General features: G+C 39.5%; 16 protein-coding genes. 12 read left to right on the top strand and 4 right to left on the bottom strand.

What is annotated here, in order from left to right; all coding sequences use genetic code 11:
• Positions 1 to 5 precede the first annotated feature (5 nt).
• The 4 genes from NSQ34_RS16340 (at position 6) to NSQ34_RS16325 (ending at position 5,648) form a co-directional block, all read left to right on the top strand.
• Positions 6 to 977 carry a sugar ABC transporter permease gene (locus NSQ34_RS16340; RefSeq protein WP_034281144.1) on the top strand — a complete coding sequence of 324 codons (972 nt, stop codon included), beginning with the start codon at positions 6 to 8 and terminating at the stop codon, positions 975 to 977.
• A complete protein-coding gene (locus NSQ34_RS16335) occupies positions 974 to 1,795 on the top strand; it encodes a carbohydrate ABC transporter permease (protein ID WP_024426281.1) in 822 nt (273 codons plus the stop codon). The genes NSQ34_RS16340 and NSQ34_RS16335 overlap by 4 nt, the downstream gene beginning before the upstream one ends.
• A 147-nt stretch (positions 1,796 to 1,942) precedes the next feature.
• Positions 1,943 to 2,893, top strand: coding sequence for a mannose-6-phosphate isomerase, class I (manA, locus tag NSQ34_RS16330; RefSeq protein ID WP_254001462.1), 951 nt, complete (start codon positions 1,943 to 1,945; stop codon positions 2,891 to 2,893).
• Positions 2,894 to 3,017: 124 nt separating this feature from the next.
• Positions 3,018 to 5,648, top strand: coding sequence for an N-acetylglucosaminidase (locus NSQ34_RS16325; protein WP_254001461.1), 2,631 nt, complete (start codon positions 3,018 to 3,020; stop codon positions 5,646 to 5,648).
• 18 nt (positions 5,649 to 5,666) lie between these two features.
• Here NSQ34_RS16325 and NSQ34_RS16320 read toward each other — a convergent pair whose 3' ends face one another.
• Together NSQ34_RS16320 and NSQ34_RS16315 are read right to left on the bottom strand one after the other, a co-directional pair.
• Positions 5,667 to 6,857 carry a CDP-glycerol glycerophosphotransferase family protein gene (locus NSQ34_RS16320; RefSeq protein WP_217008708.1) on the bottom strand — a complete coding sequence of 397 codons (1,191 nt, stop codon included), beginning with the start codon at positions 6,855 to 6,857 and terminating at the stop codon, positions 5,667 to 5,669.
• 11 nt (positions 6,858 to 6,868) lie between these two features.
• The gene (locus tag NSQ34_RS16315) at positions 6,869 to 7,639 is read right to left on the bottom strand and encodes a WecB/TagA/CpsF family glycosyltransferase (protein ID WP_024426277.1); all 771 of its coding nucleotides are present in this window, start codon (positions 7,637 to 7,639) and stop codon (positions 6,869 to 6,871) included.
• A 359-nt stretch (positions 7,640 to 7,998) separates the two neighbouring features.
• Between NSQ34_RS16315 and tagD the strand changes: the two genes are divergently transcribed.
• The 6 genes from tagD to tagH all read left to right on the top strand — a co-directional run bounded on the left by tagD (position 7,999) and on the right by tagH (position 17,441).
• Complete coding sequence (gene tagD, locus NSQ34_RS16310) at positions 7,999 to 8,388, top strand: glycerol-3-phosphate cytidylyltransferase (RefSeq protein WP_008343212.1); 390 nt, start codon at positions 7,999 to 8,001, stop codon at positions 8,386 to 8,388.
• Between the two features lie 97 nt (positions 8,389 to 8,485).
• Complete coding sequence (locus NSQ34_RS16305) at positions 8,486 to 9,952, top strand: alpha-glucosyltransferase N-terminal domain-containing protein (RefSeq protein WP_061110153.1); 1,467 nt, start codon at positions 8,486 to 8,488, stop codon at positions 9,950 to 9,952.
• A gap of 48 nt (positions 9,953 to 10,000) precedes the next feature.
• Complete coding sequence (locus NSQ34_RS16300) at positions 10,001 to 12,271, top strand: CDP-glycerol glycerophosphotransferase family protein (protein ID WP_254001460.1); 2,271 nt, start codon at positions 10,001 to 10,003, stop codon at positions 12,269 to 12,271.
• A gap of 183 nt (positions 12,272 to 12,454) precedes the next feature.
• Positions 12,455 to 14,821: a CDP-glycerol glycerophosphotransferase family protein gene (locus NSQ34_RS16295; RefSeq protein WP_046313055.1), complete on the top strand. Its 2,367-nt coding sequence runs from the start codon at positions 12,455 to 12,457 to the stop codon at positions 14,819 to 14,821.
• A gap of 171 nt (positions 14,822 to 14,992) precedes the next feature.
• Entirely contained in the window at positions 14,993 to 15,820 is an 828-nt protein-coding gene (locus tag NSQ34_RS16290; RefSeq protein ID WP_041108051.1) for an ABC transporter permease, read from the top strand.
• Between the two features lie 19 nt (positions 15,821 to 15,839).
• On the top strand, positions 15,840 to 17,441 hold the full coding sequence (gene tagH / locus NSQ34_RS16285) for a teichoic acids export ABC transporter ATP-binding subunit TagH (RefSeq protein ID WP_176967168.1): 1,602 nt from the start codon (positions 15,840 to 15,842) through the stop codon (positions 17,439 to 17,441).
• 27 nt (positions 17,442 to 17,468) lie between these two features.
• On the opposite strand, the gene galU is transcribed toward tagH, so the two are convergent.
• Positions 17,469 to 18,350, bottom strand: coding sequence for a UTP--glucose-1-phosphate uridylyltransferase GalU (galU, locus tag NSQ34_RS16280; RefSeq protein WP_008343198.1), 882 nt, complete (start codon positions 18,348 to 18,350; stop codon positions 17,469 to 17,471).
• A gap of 269 nt (positions 18,351 to 18,619) precedes the next feature.
• Here galU and wecB point away from each other — a divergent pair, with 269 nt between their 5' ends.
• Entirely contained in the window at positions 18,620 to 19,759 is a 1,140-nt protein-coding gene (gene wecB, locus NSQ34_RS16275; protein ID WP_039181859.1) for a UDP-N-acetylglucosamine 2-epimerase (non-hydrolyzing), read from the top strand.
• Between the two features lie 33 nt (positions 19,760 to 19,792).
• Here the strand turns inward: wecB and NSQ34_RS16270 are convergent, their stop codons facing one another.
• Positions 19,793 to 20,713, bottom strand: coding sequence for a LytR family transcriptional regulator (locus NSQ34_RS16270; protein ID WP_070326081.1), 921 nt, complete (start codon positions 20,711 to 20,713; stop codon positions 19,793 to 19,795).
• Positions 20,714 to 20,895: 182 nt separating this feature from the next.
• Between NSQ34_RS16270 and NSQ34_RS16265 the strand changes: the two genes are divergently transcribed.
• Positions 20,896 to 21,219, top strand: a complete 324-nt coding sequence (locus NSQ34_RS16265; protein WP_024423640.1) for a hypothetical protein — start codon at positions 20,896 to 20,898, stop codon at positions 21,217 to 21,219.
• The last annotated feature ends 3 nt before the right edge of the window (positions 21,220 to 21,222 follow it).

Below are 21,222 nucleotides of genomic sequence, written 5' to 3'. Positions count from 1 at the left end.
GCTTCATGCGCATAGACACATCGCCGATGACAAAAACACCTGTGCCCAAAGTTAAACGTATGCGGAAAAAATGGAATGGAGACCAGCTGCTGGCGCTGCTCTTTTTAGCCCCGTCAGCGGTATTATTATTCATCTTTGTTTACGGTTTTATCGGCTGGACAGGATATGTGTCATTATCAAACTGGACCACGCTTGTTCCTGATTTCTCTTTCGCAGGTCTTCGCAATTATGTCATGCTGTTTCAAGATTTCCGCTTTCAATCAGATCTTCGAAACACGGTCTTTTTCACTTTATTTTTTATTGGGGCTGTCATTATCTCTGGTCTTGCACTTGCGATTTTACTAGATCAGAAGATCAAGGGGGAATCTCTTTTTCGGAATTTATTCTTCTTTCCGATGGCCCTTTCCTTCGTTGTCACAGGAGTCGTATGGCAATGGATTTTAAACCCGTCAACTGGGGTAAATTTATTTTTGAAAACGCTTGGTATCCAGCCTAAGTGGTATACGGATACGAATATATTGGCCGGATTTGTCTGGGGGAAAATTGAGTTTGGTGTACCTGCGGCCATGATTGCTGTTGTGATTGCAGCTGTTTGGCAAATGACAGGCTTCTCTCTGGCGATGTATTTGGCGGGTCTGCGAGGAATTCCAGAGGAAGTAAGAGAGGCTGCTAGAATGGATGGTGCAACGGAGTGGCAGATTTACTGGAAAATCATTTTCCCTCTTTTAAAACCGATTACTGCAAGTGTTGTCATCATCATGGCTCACATTTCTTTAAAGATCTTCGATTTGATTTACTCGATGACAGGGCCGGGTGCGAACTTTGTCACGGATGTTCCGGGCGTGTATATGTTTGAAATGACCTTTAGAGGAAACCATTATGCAGGCGGTGCCGCCATTGCGGTTGTCATGCTGATCTCTGTTGCGGTCTTTATCGTGCCATATCTCCTGTCGAGCCGGAAGGGGGCTTCATCATGACAGCTAGATGGTTTGTCCGTCCAGTTCTTTATGCTTTATTGATTTTGTGCAGTCTCTTTTTTCTGATGCCTGTTTATGTCATGCTCGTCACAAGCTTGAAGCCATTAGGTGAAGTCACCCTTGAGCGAATGTGGTCGCTGCCATCTACTATTGATTTTTCAAGCTATCAAATCGCGTTTGAAAAGCTAGCGCCCAATTTAATGAATTCTCTTTATCTAGTCATTCCTGCTACCTTATTGTCAGCTGTATTAGGTGCAATGAATGGCTATGTATTATCAAAATGGCGTTTCAAAGGATCAGAAGTCGTCTTTACGCTGATGCTGTTTGGGATGTTTATTCCATATCAAAGTATTCTGATCCCGCTCATTCAATTTTTGCGTGAAGTCGGATTGTATAATTCAATTCCAGGGCTTGTGCTTGTCCATGTCGTATACGGGCTTCCGATCACAACACTCATGTTCCGAAATTTCTATGTGAGCATCCCAGATGAAATGATTGAATCGGCGAAAATGGATGGCGCAGGGTTTATCGGGATTTTCAGGCATATGATTCTGCCGCTTTCGATCACAGGATTTGTTGTGGTGGCCATTTGGCAGTTCACAAATGTGTGGAATGAATTCTTATTTGCAGTCACGATGACCACTGCAGAGCATCAGCCGGTGATGGTTGCCTTGCAAAACCTATCAGGCAGTCAAATTGTGCAATGGAACGTCCAAATGGCAGGGGCGATATTGGCCGCGCTGCCGACCCTGCTCGTCTATATTCTTCTTGGAAAATACTTTGTCAAAGGGCTTCTCGCAGGCTCTGTCAAAGGGTAAAATATTTTTTGTGTTATCGTTTTCATTCGGTGTACTGAAAGGATTGACTTCTCTTTAGATAGCGTCATAATAAAAGTTGAGACTTACTAGTTTTCATCAAGCTAGGTAAGGATTATCAAAGGGTAGCAAAGGGAGGAGTCATCCTGAATGAAGCAGTCACCAATTTTTTTACTGCCTGAATTGAAGGAGAGAATATGGGGAGGTACAGCCTTAAGGGATCAATTTGGCTATGATATTCCTTCTGATCAAACGGGAGAATGCTGGGCAATTTCTGCTCATCCAAACGGGCCAAGTGTCGTGCAAGACGGTCCATATAAAGGGAAAACGCTGATCGAACTCTGGGACAATCATAGAGAATTGTTCGGGGGGATAGAAGGCGACCGCTTCCCGCTGTTAACCAAAATTTTAGATGCAAACCAAGACTTGTCCGTGCAAGTACATCCAGATGATGATTATGCGGAAAGACATGAAAATGGCGAGCTTGGAAAAACAGAGTGCTGGTATATCATTGACTGCAAAGAAGGAGCAGAAATGATCTATGGGCACAATGCAAGAACAAGAACTGAGCTTGTCACCATGATGAATAGTGGAGATTGGGAAGGTCTTTTGCGGCGGGTGAAGATTAAGCCTGGTGATTTTTATTATGTGCCAAGCGGTACCATTCATGCGCTTTGCGAAGGAACGCTTGTCCTTGAAACGCAGCAAAGCTCAGATACAACTTATCGCGTATATGATTATGAACGAAAAGACCAGGATGGCAATGAACGTGAACTTCATTTTGCGCAAGCGATTGATGTCACAACGGTTCCTCATGTAGATGGGTATGCAGATGAATCAGTTGAAACACGCCGGGGAGTGACCATTCGTACATTTGTCGAAGCAGAATATTTCTCTGTGTATAAATGGGAAATTGATCAAAAAGTAGAGCTTTCGCAGGATTATCCGTTTTTGCTATGCAGTGTGATTCATGGAGAAGGGTCTTTAGAGCATGACGGACACACATATCCACTGCCAATGGGCGCTCATTTTATTCTGCCGGCTGAAACAGGAAGCTTCTCAATTGAAGGATCTTGTGAACTGATTGTGTCGCATATATAAGGAAAAGAGGACTTCGAGGGGGTCCTCTATTTTTCTATTGCATAAATGACTTGAAAGAGTACTTGTTTTTGTCGATAAAGAGATTAGTAGACTATTATGCAAAGTTAAGAGAGGGACAGGGAACGTGAAAAAAACCATCAAGATTATGTTACTCGCAGCTGCCTTTGGTATGACATTACACACGGGTAAAGAAGCGCAAGCAGCCTCCTATGTCGATCAATCCATTTATACGATGAACACCTCAAAAGTATTTACAACAGAAGCAGAAGTGAAAAAAGCAGTGGAAACACTGAAGAAAGACAAAAAGTGGACAGCCACTTATCAAACCTCAGGAAATAAGTCGACCTATCAGCTCACTGCTTCAGGATATGATTCGCAAGCAGCAGCGAATGCAAGTGCAGCTGCATTAAAAAAAGAAGTAGGCATGAGCGGTACGGTGTCTCCAGTAGGTGACCGCCTTCCTTTACAAAAGGTCGTATCTGATCCAGTTAATGATGAAAGTCAGGCGAAAAAGCTTTCACTCGAACTAACGAAAACATCAGGGCTCAATAGCTCCTATGAAATCATCAATCAAAGCAAACCTTCTTATCAGGTCATATCAGGAGCCATTGATTCTGAAACGAAAGTGAAAAATATTCAAACCGAGCTGCAAAAGCAGGCAGGCGTCACCAGTACATACCAAACCGAAACGAAAGCTGGCACTGTGTATCAGCTGATTTCAAGCGGTATTGTTGGACAAAGTAAGGCGAATACCATTCTGCAAGGCTTTCAAAAGGCATCCGGCTTAACAGCAGTGCTTCAAACGGTGACAGCAGGTAAGCCGTATTACATCGTCACATCCGCTGCACAAGCGAGCCAGTCGAAAGCACAGACGCTCCTTACCCAGTTGCAAAAGGAAGCAAAGATCAGCGGGAAGATTCAAAAGACAGGTGCTTTAAAAAATGTCTACAGCTTGGAATCAGGCTATTTTAAAGACAACAAACAAGCAGCTTCAGCTGCAGCTCAGATTAAGAAACAAACCGGTGCTGCAGGTACTGTGCAGCGCGTGGGAAAAACAAAAAATTATATCGTGAAGCTCAATCAACTGAACGATACAGCTTACGCCAAAACGGTAGCCTTTTTCAAGAAAAAGAAATGGCGCTACACCTCCAAAAAGATCTCCTCTACACAGCCATATCAAGTCGTGACGGGAAACCTTTTAGGAGATGACCAAGTCAAAAAAGCAGCGGCTTTCTTCCAAAAGAAAAAAGTATCTGCGACAACGAAAAAAACTGGCAAGGTATCAGACAGCACGTATCGACTCGTCGTCAATCAAGCAGTGGACCAAGCGAAAGTGAATAAAGGGGCCGCCTACTTAAAAACGCATAAGCTGACAAGCAGCATAACCACAAGTAAGGGACAGGCTGTCAGCAAAACGTATAGTCTCAAGACAACACCTGTATATGAACAAAGTAAAGTGAAGCAGGCTCAAGAGATTATCAAGAAAAATGGCGTTGCCAGCAGTACAAAAACGCTGACAGAAGCGGTCAATCAATACCGTATCACGACAGAGCCGACAGTGAATCAGACAAAACTGAATCAAGCACTCAGCTATTTGACGAAACAAAAAATGAAGGCCGCTGCTCAAAAAACAGGCGCAGCCGATTATGCTCAATATCAGATCAAAACAGGTGCCATCTCAACCGCTGCACTGCGTGATCAAGGTATGGCATTTTTCAAAAAACGGAATGAAACCGCTGCGTATACAACCACAACGAAACCAGCTTACAAAATCAACATTACGCAGCAATTTACAGGATTACCAACTGTAAATGAAGCCATTGCTTTTGTGAAAAGCCAATATGGCTGGACCGCCACAGCCGTAAAAATTAAAAATGGCCCAATGGTTATGCAAACGAACTACAACCTTACTGTCAATGAGATGGTCAACAAACAAATGAAGGTGTCGCCACAGACAGATGGTGCGGCCTATGTCTATGCAGCATATGTAGACCAAGCAACATCGACAGTGAATACGGATGGCTTAAATGTCCGTTCTACACCTGATTCGAGCTCTGCAAGCAACATTGTGGCACAGCTCAATAAAGGAGCAAAAGTGAAACAGCTTGGGAAAGAAGGGAACTGGATCAGGATCAACCTCGGCTGGAGAAATGCAAGTGCAGCAGAGGTGCAAAAATATGTAGATCCAGCTAATATTGCAGAAGGCACGCAATCTTATTTTCAATTTCTGAAACTCTCTGAAGCTGCGAATCTCAATCCAGCAGAGGTCAATTCAAAGATTTTAGCAGGAAAAGGGATTCTTGCGGGTAAAGGACAGGCCTTTATTACAGCAGCAAAAACGTATCATATCAACGAAATTTATCTTATTTCTCATGCGTTGCTTGAAACGGGTAACGGAAGTTCCATTTTAGCGAATGGCACAATGTATAATGGAAAGAAAGTTTATAACATGTATGGCATTGGCGCATATGACAGCAATCCGAATTATCTTGGTGCAAAGTATGCGTATGAACAGCAATGGTTCACGCCAGAGGCTGCCATTATTGGCGGAGCAAAATTCATTGGCAACAGCTATATCAATAATGCCACATACAAGCAAGATACAATTTATAAAATGCGCTGGTCGGCTGCAGCGACTCATCAATATGCAACAGATATTGGCTGGGCTTCTAAGCAAGTCACTCGCATGTATAGTTTGTATAACCTGCTTGATGACTATACGCTGTATTACGATATCCCGGTGTATAACAAATAAAAAAAACGTCCGTGCTTCCTAATGAGAAGCCGGACGTTTTTTGTGTAGGAGCAGCTGCTGTTCAATAAATGAGAGGAGCTGCTGACTTGATTGTCCCTTTGAATATTGGTTCCATTCCTCAGCAAAGGTTTTGATTCGTTCTTTATTGTTTAATGCGTTTAGGTGCAAAAGCTCCTGCAAGAGCATGTCTTGAGTGACGCAAGCCTTACCAGGAATGATGTCTTCATACCGGTCGACTAAGCCGCGTTTCTCCCGATAAGTGTCTAAGTCATAAGTGAAGAACAAGACAGGCTTTTCGAGCAGTGCATACTCAAACACAATGGACGAATAATCTGTCACCAGGACATCACAAGCACAAAGCAATGGATAGAGCGGCTGATCGGACACATCAAATATCCATTCACCGTCTGTTTCTGCTTTCGCTAAATGTTTAACCGCAGGATGAAGCTTGACGAACAGAATGTAATCGCCATTCAGCTCAGTTTGCAGCTGCTCTTTTGAAAAAGGCAGCACAAGACCGTCCATTGCAAAGTCTCGATAGGTCGGTGCATAGAGCATGATCTTTTTCCCTTTTGGAACATCATTCAGCTTCAAGGAAGGCTGGTGCTGTTCATAGTACACATCCGTCAGTGGTACACCAGTTGGTAAAAAGTGTTCATCTTTGACCCCAAACGAGGTCTTGAAAATCTCACGCATGTGATCTGAGCCTGTCACGATGTAATCGAAAGACGCATAGACGCGTTTGAAGCGTTTGATATCACGTGGACTCCGGTCAGAATTTGAAGCATCTTCAAGCCCGAACTTTTTCAAAGCTCCATTGGCATGCCAAACTTGAATACAAGTTGTAGAAGGCCGTTTTCTGAGCACACTCGTCATGAGAAAGTAATTATCCGTCACGACAACCTTGCTTTTAAACATCGTATATATACATTGAATGAGATGGAGAGGATTTTTTTCATGAAAATAGCGAAATGACAGATGAGGCCCGTCCTTTTCTATCGCAGAAGCATGCTTCGTATAGAGGATAGTGAGCTTCATTGTCATGTTCGCCTGTTGTTGATAAGTATGAATGAGAGCAGCCGCATTCTCTTGGAATGAAACAAGCAGCGTCACCTGGTTTTCACGAGGTTTCACGCCGCTCATCAGCCATCCAATGAAAGAAATAAAAGCTGCGTAACATGAAATCATCATTGAGCGTATATTCATCATTTATCAGTCTCTCACAGCTGCTTCGTCTGATCCTTTACCTGCTCAGGATAGTAACGTTTTTTTCCTTTGCTTTCTTTCAATACGGCAAAAGCGTACTTAGGAATATTGAGCATTCGTTTCCATCTCCATGGATTCACAATCAATCTGTACAGCCATTCTGTATTTGTCTTAATCATCCAGCGTGGTGCACGCTTCACCGTTCCGCTAAATACATCAAAGCTTCCGCCTAAACCGATGCAAACAGCCTGCGGGAATAAATGGCGGTATTCGTAAATAAAGTTCTCTTGGTTTGGATAACCTAATGCAACGAACACCATATCAGGTTTCGAGCGCGCGATTTGCTTCGCTACGAAACGTTTATCGGCTTGATAGCCGTCACAGCTTCCGGCGAGGACCACATTTGGATATTCCGTATCAATTCGCTGTTTCACAGCCTCAAGCACTTCTTTTTTCGCACCATATAAAAAGATTCTTTTAGACTGCTTGTTTGCTAGGTCAAGCATAGACATGAAGACATCAAAGCCGGCAATTCTTGACTTAAGCGGACTTTGGGTCATGCGGGACATCAATACGACGCCTACGCCATCCGGCAGTACATAATCCGCAGATGAGACGACTTGATGGTACGCATGATCCTTCATGACGGCATAGCCTATCTCTGGATTGACAGTCGCAATCATGGCGCCTCTTCTCTGAGAAATATGATGCTGGTTCATATAGCTGATAAATTCATCTAAGTCGCCGTTTACATAAGAAAGGTTAGAGACCACTTCTGTTTGCATTGTTTAGACCTCCTTTTTAACTTGTTATCTATGAACGTTCATTGTAAATTCATTCTTCGCCTACTCATCATTTTATCACAGATGCTCCACGAAATATTAACAATAACTTTACAAACCTTTAAATTTCATGACATTTTCATCATTTCATCTCGACGATCCTTTGTGAAACATTGATTCTTCGGACTTTTCCTCCTGCGCCCAATAAATTGGAAATAGTTTGTCTTTACATCCGCTTAACGTTTGGTGGGCGCTGTGATATAATGAGGTTCCGAAGAGCGAATCGAATATCACAGAATTACGGATAAATTACTGCACGAATGCAGTCGAATAAGGATTGAAGAAAGGAGTTTATGTTTGCAATGAAGAAAGTTATTACTTACGGTACATTTGATTTATTACACTGGGGGCACATTAAGCTGCTAGAACGTGCAAAGCAGCTCGGAGATTACTTAGTGGTGGCCATCTCTACAGACGAGTTTAATTTACAAAAATCTAAAAAAGCTTATCACAGCTACGAGCATAGAAAGCTGATTCTTGAAACCATTCGTTATGTAGACGAAGTCATTCCAGAAAACAGCTGGGATCAAAAAGTCCGTGACGTGCAAGAGCACGATATCGATGTGTTTGTCATGGGAGATGACTGGGAAGGTAAATTCGATTTCTTAAAAGAACATTGCGAAGTCGTATACTTGAAGAGAACAGAAGGCATCTCGACAACACAAATTAAGGAAGAAATTGCGGGACTTTAATAGATCGAAAAAAAGTACTTCTTATCTTTTGGTGAGAAGTACTTTTTCATGTAAAATACAATGAGCAAGTCATCATTATTTTTAAGGAGAGCTTCCTTTGTTTCAAAATTGGATGAAGAAAAAAGTTGAAGACACATTGGATCAATCTGAACAACATGAAACAATGGCATCAATGGACGTGCCTGATATGGACTATTACTTTATTATGGGTGATGTGCCAAAACAGGATGAGAGCTTAACGAAATCTTTAAAGGCAAGAATTAAGCCTTTGGCTGATCAGCATAAACGTACTGCAATTTTAACTTTAAATTACGATGCAAATGTGAAAGAACGTATTCACAGCTTGGAGGAGACATTTCCTAACCAAGTGGACATCTTGAATGTATTTGAACACTATATCTTACCGGAAAGCGGAAGTAAAAGACGTTACTCAGAATTTATTGCCGGTGAATCATCACATCAGATCAATGAAGCTACTTTTCCAGAAGGTGCATCCACGATTCAAGTGACGAGATATGAATTTCCTTCTTCCCCCATTTGTTATATTGATCAATATAATGAAGAGCAGCAATTAGTGAAGAGGGAAGAATACAATTGGCAGGGCATTTTGTGCAGAGTACAAAGCTTTGTTCCACATTCAGGTGCTCTATACTTAGAGGAATTAATCAATGACGACGGCAGCATCTATATGGAGATCATTTATCCTGGTGATGCAAAAAAGAATCCAGTTCGGCATATTAATTGGTATAAAAAAACAGGAATTCAAACATTTACAAAGAAGACGGATATTAAACAATTATGGCTATCCAGCATTCAATCACAAAATGACCGTTTGAAACTGATGATCACAGAGGACCGTGATCAAGACCGCCACCTGTTTAAAATTGAGCAGCCTGAAACAACTTATTACGCTGCATTTGTGCATCACGCACATTATGAAGAAGATCTGCATCAAGTCAATTCTCAATATGGAGAATTATTTAAACAAATAAGAAAACAGCAAGTGGACGCTGTCTTTTTTGGGGATACTAAACATAAAGAAGATGTCGAAAAATTATTGGGAGAACAAGCCTATTTTTATCTTGTTCCTTCTGACGAAGAGACTGTTTGGAATACGGCGATTCATCATATGCTCGAAAATCGTGAGCATAAAGATGAACTGAGAGGGATCGTTGACAGCATGAAATGGGTCTTGCGTGATCTAAGCTCTGAGCATCATGTTCTTCACCTTCAACTTGAGTTAAAAGATGAAATGAGTCATGCGGATCATGTGCAAATTGATTTCGCAGGATATGATCGAGTGAATGGAGCTGAAATCATCTCTCAAACAATCGATGAGAACCATCAAGTCAGCTTCCCAATCGGCCATTTTCAAACAAAGAAAAACATTGAAATCAACCAAACGAAATTTGTGGATTTTTACATTCGTTTTAAAACAGAAGAACTTCAAGAGGTTTTGCAGCGTCTAGAAATAGAAGGTGAGCTGCTTACGAATAAACCATCATCGATCGATGGATGGTCATATCAAACGAAACAAGGAAACTATTCATGGAAAGTAAAATAGTGATATAACACAACGGTAAGATTTCTGAACAGAGGAGATTAACGATTAATGATTGAAGAGGGAATTCATAAGAAGAGTGTCGTTGAAGGGTTAAAAAATCACCATGAGAAACTAGAAATGCTGATTCGCATCAACGATGACATGCCATTAACAGATAGAGAATTTTATTTGTTTATGAGGGAGAGAGTTTCGAAACAAGAACTTTACCTTCCGCTTGTTCATCAAGAAGAGAATCTATTCAAATTGGTATTGAATGAAGCATCGCTGCCGCTTGCGTTAGAGCAAGGCCAGACATATAACTTGTATGTCACGGACTATTTGAGCACAAACAAAGAAGAGGATGAGGACGAGCTTGAGGACTCAGCTTATGATTCTGATTCCGAAGAAGAGGAAGAAGAAGTAAAAGAAGCGGATATCAATACAGATATTGAATCTGAAGAGAAAACGTCAAACTATAAACGCCGCTTAAAAATGGAAATAGAAAAGCCTGAGCTGACTTTTTTAGAAAATAAAGACGCCATGCTGTGTATCATTCCATACCGTACAGACAAAGGGAATGCTTCTTTGAAAATCAAGCGTGAGCTAAAGGTTGTGAAATTCAATCATATCGAGCTCAACAAAGGGTGTATGTTATCTTTATCCGGGTATGCAGGTGTACTAAGTGCAGAACATCCGTATGAGATCAAAGAAGCAAAGCTTCTATTGAAGAAAAATGGTGAAGAACCAATTGAACATCGTTTTCCGGTCAATATCACCCATATAAAAGACGAAGTGATCGAATACCGTGATGATCAACATGTACCACAGCTTTATCAATTTTTAGCAGAAGTCCCTTTAGAGGAATTGACCTATTCATTAAACAAACGCTTTGTATATCGCTTCTATCTTGAATTTATCTGTGATGTAAACGGAGCAGAGGAAACATTAACAACCACTTCTTTAGTGCTTGGAGACCGCTCGAACAAACTCAAAGGACTTGTTCAAATTCATAAACGAAACGATGTACCGATTCGATATGAAGTGTACCGAAAGAAAAAAAGACAAACGCTTGGCATCCGTATTAATGATTACACAATGAAAACACGTGCCAAGTATTACGTCAAAAGCAAGTGGAAGAAATTCAAAAAGAAGATCAGTAAAATCAAAAAAGTCCGTAACCGCCTTGTGACAAGAACGTTTAAAACGACCTTTAAACTGGCGAGTAAGCTGTCTGTGAAAAAGAAAACGGTTGTTTTTGAAAGCTTTAATGGAAAACAATTTAGTTGTAACCCGCGTGGGATTTATGAGTATATGAAAGAACATCACCCTGAATATACGCTGATCTGGAGCGTTAAAAAGGGTCATGAAGCACCGTTTAAGGAAAAAGGCATCTACTATATCAATCGTCTGTCATTGAAATGGATCTTTGCGATGGCAAGAGCCGAGTATTGGGTCGTAAACAGCCGTTTGCCGCTATGGGTTCCAAAGCCAGATCACACAACATACTTGCAGACTTGGCACGGTACGCCGTTAAAACGGCTGGCAATGGACATGGACGAGGTGCATATGCCTGGAACAAACACGAAGAAATACAAAAAGAATTTCACAAAAGAAGCATCGAATTGGGATTATCTCATTTCTCCAAATGCCTACTCGACTGAAATCTTTACACGTGCATTCCAATTTCAAAAGACCATGATTGAGTCAGGATATCCGAGAAATGACTTCCTTCATAATCAAAACAATGAAGAAACGATGAGAGCACTGAAACAAAAAATGAACCTGCCGCTCGATAAAAAATTGATCTTATATGCACCGACATGGAGAGACGATCAATTTTATAAAAAAGGGCAGTACAAATTTGATTTAGACCTTGACCTGCATGAGATGAGAGCTGCTATCGGAGATGAGTATATAATCATTCTGCGTATGCACTATCTAGTTGCTGAAAACTTTGATTTAGGGCCGTATGAAGGCTTTGCCTATGACTTCTCTCATTACGAAGACATTAGAGACCTTTATATGATTTCAGATCTGCTCATCACAGATTACTCCTCTGTGTTCTTTGATTATGCAAATCTCAAACGTCCGATGCTGTTCTATGTGCCAGACATTGAAACATATCGTGACAAGCTCAGAGGCTTCTACTTCGACTTTGAACAAGAAGCACCTGGACCACTTGTGAAAGAGACAGAAAGTGTCATTGACTGGGTGAGAGAAACAGAACAGCCAGACTTTACACTACCAGCTTCATTTGCACCGTTTTATGAGAAATTCTGTTACTTAGAGACTGGAGAATCTTCGAAGCGGGTCGTGGAAGTAGTGTTTTCTGAAAAATAGTTTAAAAAGTACCGTTCTTCGCTTAGTAGAACGGTACTTTTTTGTTTTTTTTATTCCATTGTACACATATTTAAATGTAATGGTAAAAATAAAAAAACATAGAAATTTAACAGTAAACATGCTAAATTTAGATAAGATTATCCGGTACTGTAAAAATGCTGAAAATAATATAGAGGTGCTTCAATGTACAAACTTTATCATAATTTTATTGAAATTCTTAATTTAGATGAACAAAAGCTAGTGTTATATATTGATGACATAGAGAAGTTATGTACTTTTGAATTTAAAGAGCTAATTGTAAACGAATCAAAGAGGATTTGTGAAATTGATGTAAAGGATCAGATGATTTTTGAATCTTCAATAGATCATTCTAATGAAATGATCTATCTTTATTCTAAGGATCAGAACTTGTATATTGTCAAAGAAAGTTCTGACATTCTTCAACCAAATCAAATACATCCTATTGACATTAACAATCAATTTGAAGATATATATGTCAAACAATTAGGGTTAGACCGCTATGGCTTATATAGAGGCGAAGAGGAACTATTATTATTCTCAGGGCTGCTGAACGTTGATGAGATCAATCGGAATTATAAAATGGATTTGAAGATTCACGGGGCAGAAAGAAGATTTGTAGACATCTCCTTTATCCAATATATTCCCTTCAACTTTGTTGTTACGTATGATTGCCAAAATAAAGAACTAAATGTAAGGAAAATTTTGTTTGATGTGATGCAGGAACATAAAGATATTGAAGTGACTGTGAATAATCGTAATCAAATCAAAATTTTAAATAAGGTGACTGAGCAAAAGAAAATCGTCAACTTTAGACTTGTTCCTAGATATCAGCCGCTCAAAGTTTTTGGTAAAGATACATTAGAGCAATTCAAAGAAGATAACATCCTTAATATTTTGGTGATTAATAAACAAAGGTATTACATATATGTAAGAACGAATGGTGTTTACTTAGTAAGAGGAAACCCTTATCTTGTTACAAAACATACATCAAGACTACGTATTTTTAGTTTGTTTAATAGCTTTTATGTTTATGGAAGACTGACACATTACGCGTATAATTCAGACCAAAAGTATGAATATCTGTACATTAGAAATTCTGATCATCAGGTGGCGAAATTTATAAGGCCATTTAGAAAGATCAAATTCTTAAAAAGATATGGTTTCTTTAAAATTTCGTTAAATGATCTTGACTTAGACAGCAGAATCCATAATAACTTATTTGTTGGAAATGATAACCGAATTATCCATAGTTTAAGGCTGAAAAAAAGAGATAAAAAGGTGAAAACATATATCACGAAAAAGAATGGGGACAAGCTTCAAGTACTAAGAACAAATCTATTTGGAAATGTGACATCTACCATTATTCCTTATTCACAGGAATATTCTTTATTTAGTAAAGTAAAAATAAAAATAGCGAGTATCTTATCATCATTCTATAAAGACAAGAATTATCGTGTGAATTTGTTTTTTGAGAAAAAGAGTGATAAAGCAGATGAATCCGCTATTAGAGTGTATGACTATGTACAAGAGAATTGTCAAACAGACTCAAGAAATTACTTTATTCTTAATAAGAAATCAAGTGCTTATCCGGCACTTAAAGCTAAGTATGGAAAGGGAATCATTCCGAAATATAGTCTGAGACATTATTTAAGTATCTTCAATGCCAGCTATTTTATTTCAAGTGAGTTATCTAACCATGTTCTGAACGATAGATTATATATTGATCATCTTAGAGAGAGAATTATGAGCGTTCCACTTGTCTTTTTGCAGCATGGAATAATGTTTGCGAAACCAGTTGATAATCCAATGGCCTTTGGATTCCATAAAGACAAGAACCAATATAATATTTATAAATCAGTCATCAGTTCTGAACTAGAGGCTGGTGAATTCTACAAAATGAAATATGACCGTGAGGATTTGATTTTGACAGGCCTCGCAACTTTTGATCATGCCAAATTAGTAGACGGTGCAGATAAGATCGCCTTTATGCCAACTTACCGCTATTGGGAAGAGGGGCTAATATATACAAATAGAATCGAAGAAACATCTTACTATAGAGTTCTGATTAAAATCATTAAAAGCTTTGAAGAAGCAGGTCTTCTTGATCGTCTGTTAATTGTACCGCATAACAAATTTTCTCAGTACGTTTATCAAAACCTGCCTCAGTATAAACATATTATTTCTGATAATCCATCAGAAGCGCTAAAAGTATCAAAGGTGTTTATCACTGATTACTCTTCTGCTATTTATGATGCACAATATAGAGGAGCATACCCTATTTTTTATTGGGAAGAAAAAGATTACTTGATTAGACAGTATAAAGCGATTCCTCCTGTTAACGAAGAAAATGCACCAGGACCGATTGCATATAATACTCAAGAGCTTATTCGTATTGTCAAACATGCGATTGAGAATGAGTATGTCGTGGAAGATGAATATAAAGAAAAATACTTGAAAATTAACAGCTTTAACGATAATCAAAATACGAAAAGAATTACAGATTTCTTAAAAGAGCATCAAATTATCTAATGTCTTATGCCCCCTGAATCTATGATTGAAAGGATTCAGGGGTTTTTTGTCTTCTAGTTTGACGTGCATGACTTTTGTTATAAGATGAAATGTGTATCGTTATCTGTTACAATTATGAGCGGTGCTTTTTAAAAAAGTAATCCCAAAAACTTATATCTAAGGAAGATTAGAATGAACGCAATGTTGACGATACTAAAGGAGCAAATCAGCTCATTTCCGCTGATTATGCGACTTGCTGTTTATGAAACAAAATCAAAATATCAGATGAATTATTTAGGTGTTTTATGGCAGTTTTTAAATCCATTGATTCAAATGCTGGCTTACTGGTTTGTTTTTGGTATGGGCATTCGCGGAGGACAGCCAATTGTCATTGGCGGTGTGGAGATTCCATTTATCATCTGGATGCTTGCCGGATTAATCCCGTGGTTTTTCATTAGTCCGACCATTCTTGATGGATCAAACAGTGTGTTTAAACGCATTAATATGGTATCGAAAATGAATTTTCCGATTAGTGCGCTGCCGTCTGTGGTGATTATGTCCAACTTGTTCAGCTACTTTGTTATGATGGGTGTCTATCTGATTGTGCTGATTTCCTATGGCATCTACCCTGACGCGCATTGGCTGCAATATATATACTATCTTATTTGTATGATCGCGTTTATGTTTTCGTTTAGTTTGTTTAATTCCACGATTAGTGTACTCGTGAGAGACTATCAATTTCTTTTACAATCCGTGACACGATTACTTTTCTTTTTGCTGCCGATTTTTTGGAATATTTCAGAGAAACTTACTGGAGATAAGGCGTGGATTGGAGATATTTTAAGACTGAATCCTCTTTTCTACATTATTGATGGTTTTAGAAATAGTTTGTTAAAGGGAGAATGGTTCTTCCATGATGTCAAATATACACTTTATTTTTGGCTGATCACGCTTCTTCTTTTAACAGTCGGTTCATTGCTTCATATGAAATTTAGGGATAAATTTGTCGATTTTCTTTAAAAAGTAAGGAGATTATACGATGAAACTAAAGGTTTCGTTTCGAAACGTATCCAAGCAATACGTCCTATATAAAAAGCAGTCAGATAAGATTAAAGGGCTGTTTTTTCCTAATAAAAATGAAAAAGGTTTTTTTGCTGTCCGTGATGTGTCCTTTGATGTCTATGAAGGCGAGACAATTGGTTTTGTAGGGATTAACGGGTCTGGAAAATCGACAATGTCGAACCTTCTAGCGAAAATCATTCCACCGACAAGTGGTGAAATTGATATGGACGGCCAGCCTTCGTTAATTGCCATTGCTGCAGGGCTGAACAACCAATTAAGCGGAAAAGACAACATTCGTTTAAAGTGCTTAATGATGGGGCTGACGAATAAAGAGATAGACGAGCTTTATGAAAAAATCATAGAGTTTGCGGATATTGGTGACTTTATTGACCAGCCGGTTAAGAGCTATTCAAGCGGAATGAAATCACGCCTCGGCTTTGCCATTTCAGCGCATATCGATCCAGATATCCTGATTATTGATGAAGCACTGTCTGTTGGAGACCAAACCTTCTATCAAAAATGTGTGGACCGCATTACAGAATTCAAGGAACAAGGAAAGACGATCTTTTTTGTCAGTCACTCCATTAGCCAAATCCAAAAAATCTGTGATCGGGTGGCTTGGATGCATTATGGTGAGCTTCGTATGTTTGATGATACGAAAAAGGTCGTGAAGGAATATAAGGAGTTTGTTGACTGGTTTAACAAGCTTTCCAAGAAAGAGAAAAAAGAATATCAATTGAAACATAAAGAAGGCCGCAAAGGCGTACAGAAGACAGAAAAGGTGTCTCGTTATCAAGAGAACGGCAAACGGCGTTCATTGTTTGGCCCCGCATTTCAAGTGACAGTTTTAGCGGTCTTAACGCTATTGCTAGCCTTATCGATGTTTTCAGATCGCCCGCTTCGTACATTGGCGACATTTGGCGCAATCCCATCAGATAAGACAGAAGCGCCTCAGTCGAAGAACCCGCAGACCAAAGGAGCACCTGATATGAAAAAGGTGGATCAACAGCTGATAGTCACGGCAGATCCACTTACGGTTTACAAAGACCAAGCCATGAAAAAAAAGGCCGATGTCACTTTGCCATTTGGACTAGAAGTACAGGCTGTGGCTGAAAATAAACAAACCGTTCAAATTAAAACAGCGTCAGAAACGTATTTTGTCAAACCCGATGCGCTTCAAAATGCAGAGGATTTAAAGTCATTATCCATTGGACCAGGACAGTTTAATTCCTATGTATCGCCTGCATCGGCAGGTTCGTATGAGTATTTACTTTCTTTCCTTGGAAAAGAAGAATCTGTGCTGAAACAGAGAATGCAAACGCTGAGTTCAGTGAAAAATGACCAAGGAGATACGATTGAGCGATTGACCACAGAGAAAACCGACTATGTCATTCAAAATGGTCATGCAAACACGATTGTGTTTCGCGGCATTATGCCAATCTCTCCTTCCACACTTGGGCTGACAGAACAAAATGTCTGGATGAATGAGAAACGAACAAAATTCGCAGTGAAGGGCGAAAACAACCTGTTTGTCATTGATAATGAACAGCATACACTGACTATTTCAGTCATTAAATAAAAAAGCTGCCGATGCCGGCAGCTTTTTTTAATTCACTTCTTCCTTTTCGAGAAGCTGTTTCATAAATGGAATGAGTTTCTTTTTCAATTCTTCATCCTGAAGAGCAAACTCAAGCGTCGTTTCAATGAAGCCTTGCTTCTCGCCGACATCGTATCGTTTTCCTTCGAAATCATAGGCGAAGACGCGCTGGATGTCATTCAGCTTTTGAATGGCATCTGTCAGTTGAATTTCTCCGCCTGCACCAATCTCTTGCTGATCGAGGTACATAAAGATCTCTGGCGTGAAAATGTAGCGCCCTAAGATGGCTAGGTTCGATGGTGCTGTTCCTTGCGGCGGCTTTTCAACAAAGTTTTTGACTTGGTAGCGGCGTCCTTCTTGTGTAAGAGGATCAATGATCCCGTAGCGATGCGTATCGCTGTCTGCTACTTGCTGAACACCGATGACAGATGAAAGGGTTTTTTCGTATTCATCCATCAGCTGGCGAAGCCCAGGCGTTTCGGCTTGCACAATGTCATCACCTAATAAAACAGCAAAAGGCTCATCACCAATAAAGTTGCGTGCACACCAAACGGCGTGTCCAAGTCCTTTCGGCTCTTTTTGACGTATGTAATGAATGTCAGCAATGTTAGAGGATTTTCTCACTTTTTCTAAAAGCTCGCTCTTTCCTTTTTCCTCAAGGTTGCGCTCTAACTCTGGTGCAAAATCAAAATGATCCTCAATGGCTCTTTTTCCTTTTCCGGTGACGATAATAATATCTTCAATTCCTGATTCAACAGCTTCTTCAATAATATATTGAATGGTTGGTTTATCAACGATTGGGAGCATTTCTTTAGGCATCGCTTTTGTTGCAGGGAGGAAACGTGTCCCAAGACCTGCAGCTGGTATAATGGCTTTACGTACTTTTTTCAATGAACTTTGCACCTTCCTTACATAGATAACCGATTTCATATTTCAATGTTTGTTCTTGGTCGTCTGTTTAAAGTGTAACTTACAAATCATAGGAAAGACAAATGATTTCACTAAAATGACTTTTAGATAATTCATATTTTATATGTTAAATGTAAAGGAAAGAGAAATTTAACGTTAATTCAATGTAAATTTCTTTTTTTATATCATTAATTTTATCCTCCCAATTGTGTATAATTGAAAGTACTATACTAGGAAAGAGGCATAAACAAGTGAAAAAACTAAATGTAATGACTATTTTCGGTACTAGACCTGAAGCAATCAAAATGGCACCACTTGTCCTTGAACTGAATAAACATCCACAGATAAATTCGATTGTTACTGTAACAGCTCAGCATAGAGAAATGCTTGATCAAGTCCTTGAGGCTTTTTCTATTACGCCAGATCATGATTTAAACATCATGAAGCAGCGTCAGACATTATCTGAAATCACATCAAATGCACTCTTGAAACTAGATCAACTATTTCAAGAGGAAAAACCTGATATTGTCCTTGTTCATGGAGACACAACAACAACCTTTGCAGGAAGCTTGGCCGCATTCTACCACCAAATTTCAGTCGGTCACGTTGAAGCGGGTTTAAGAACACACAATAAATACTCGCCGTTCCCTGAGGAATTGAACCGACAAATGACAGGTACGATTGCCGATATTCATTTTGCTCCTACAAATGAGGCAAAGCAGAATCTTTTAATTGAAAATAAAAAAGAAGAGACGATTTGTGTGACGGGGAATACTGCGATTGATGCGTTGCAAACAACGGTTACAGAGCAGTATCAACACCCTATTTTAGAGAAAATAGGCACAGATAAAATGATTTTGTTAACGGCTCATCGCAGAGAAAATCTCGGCCAGCCGATGAAAAACATGTTTAGAGCGATTAGACGTATTGTAGAAGAGTTTGAAGATGTTCAGGTTGTATATCCTGTACATTTAAACCCTGCTGTTCGTGATGCGGCTCAAACAGAATTCAGTGATCTTGATCGTGTGCACTTAATTGAGCCGCTTGAAGTCGTTGATTTCCATAACTTCGCTGCTGCCTCACACTTTATATTAACGGATTCTGGGGGTGTCCAAGAGGAGGCGCCTTCTCTAGGGAAGCCAGTATTAGTTCTGCGCGATACAACAGAACGCCCTGAAGGTGTGAAAGCTGGCACGCTGAAGCTCGCTGGTACAGATGAAGAGACCATTTACAACATGGCAAAACAGCTGTTAGTCGATCAGAAAGAGTACGACAACATGTCGAAGGCGTCTAATCCATATGGTGATGGACAAGCGTCAAAACGAATTGTCGAAGAGCTTCTCCATCGTTTTGGATTAAGTGAAGAAAAACCAGTTCCATTTCAATCATAAAAAAAGAAGACTACATTTCTGTAGTCTTCTTTTTTACTGCTCCAAACTTTCCTTCAATTCCTTCTTCACATTCGCAAGACTGTTGTCATCAAGCTGGTAGTAATAAATGTTATTGATACGTGTGCCTGATCCTTTCAGCTCGTGCTGCTCCACATGCTGTCTTGCATCACGATAATCATTCATCATCATCCACATATCGTCAAATGACATGTTTGTCTTCATATTATTTTCCACGACTTTGAACATATCGCCGAATTTCGTAATAGATGAAATGTTGGCACCTTTTGCAATGATGCCTTCAATGACCTGGCGCTGTCTTTGCTGACGTCCGAAGTCACCCTTTGGATCTTGCTTTCTCATTCTTGTGTAGGCAAGGGCTTGATCGCCATTCAGGTTAATTTCTCCTGTACCAAATGAATGGCCGTCATAGCTAAATGCAAACGTGCTATTTACTGTAATACCGCCAAGTGTATCAACAATATCCTTGAAGCTTTCCATATTGACTTTAACGAAGTAATCAACAGGTACATCAAGCAGTTCCTCTACAGTATCTGCTGCCATTTGTGTACCGCCAAATGCATAGGAGTGGTTGATTTTATCCATTGTGCCTTTTCCGACAATCTTCGTATACGTATCACGCGGGATGCTCACCATCTCGGTCGTTTTTGTTTTCGGATTTACTGTCATGTATATTAATGTATCTGCACGGCCTCGGTCATTTTTTCGTTCATCGACACCCATGACTAAAATAGAAATCGGGTCTTTCTTACTTAAATCGACATCTTTGTCACGCTTATCTGACTTCTTTAAATTTTCTTGAATGCCTGCGACGGTCGATGCTGCTGTGTTCCAAAGATGATATGCGTATCCGCCAGTTGCTAATACGAATAAGCCAATAATCGATAAAACAATCCAAAGAACCTTTTTCTTCTTTCTTTTTCTTTCAGCTCTCATAATGTCCCTCACCTTTTCTATGATTCTTCCATGATTATAGGTTTACGAATCTTGATAAACAAGTTATTTTTTTACTCTGAACCTAGATATAGACGTTGTAACAAAAAAAAGGTTTCAAAAAACCTTAAATTTACCTTAAAATAATAACTTATAAGACGATACAAAGACATGAGGTGAAAAAAATGAAGAAAATCGTCGTTTTACCGTTCTTAATACTGCTACTAGGTATCGTGCTCACAGCATGTGGAACGGCCGAGCAGTCCTCAGGAGAAAACAAGACAAGCAGTTCAACTCCTCAGGTACTGGAAGAGAAAGCTGAATTTATTGGAATGGCTGATGCACATACAGTCGAAGTGAAAAAAGTGAATACGACCCTAAGCTATGAATTTACGGATAATTTTAAAGATGTGTTAAATGAATTTAAACCAGGAGACACAGTAGAAATCTCTTACTTTATTAATGACAGTGGTCAAAAGGAAATCCAGAAGATTGAAAAACAGAAGTAAAAA

Origin of the sequence: Bacillus sp. FSL P2-0069 (assembly GCF_038593315.1) — a bacterium.
Classification (GTDB): Bacteria; Bacillota; Bacilli; order Bacillales; family Bacillaceae; genus Bacillus; species Bacillus safensis.
This window is presented reverse-complemented; position numbering and strand designations above follow the sequence as displayed.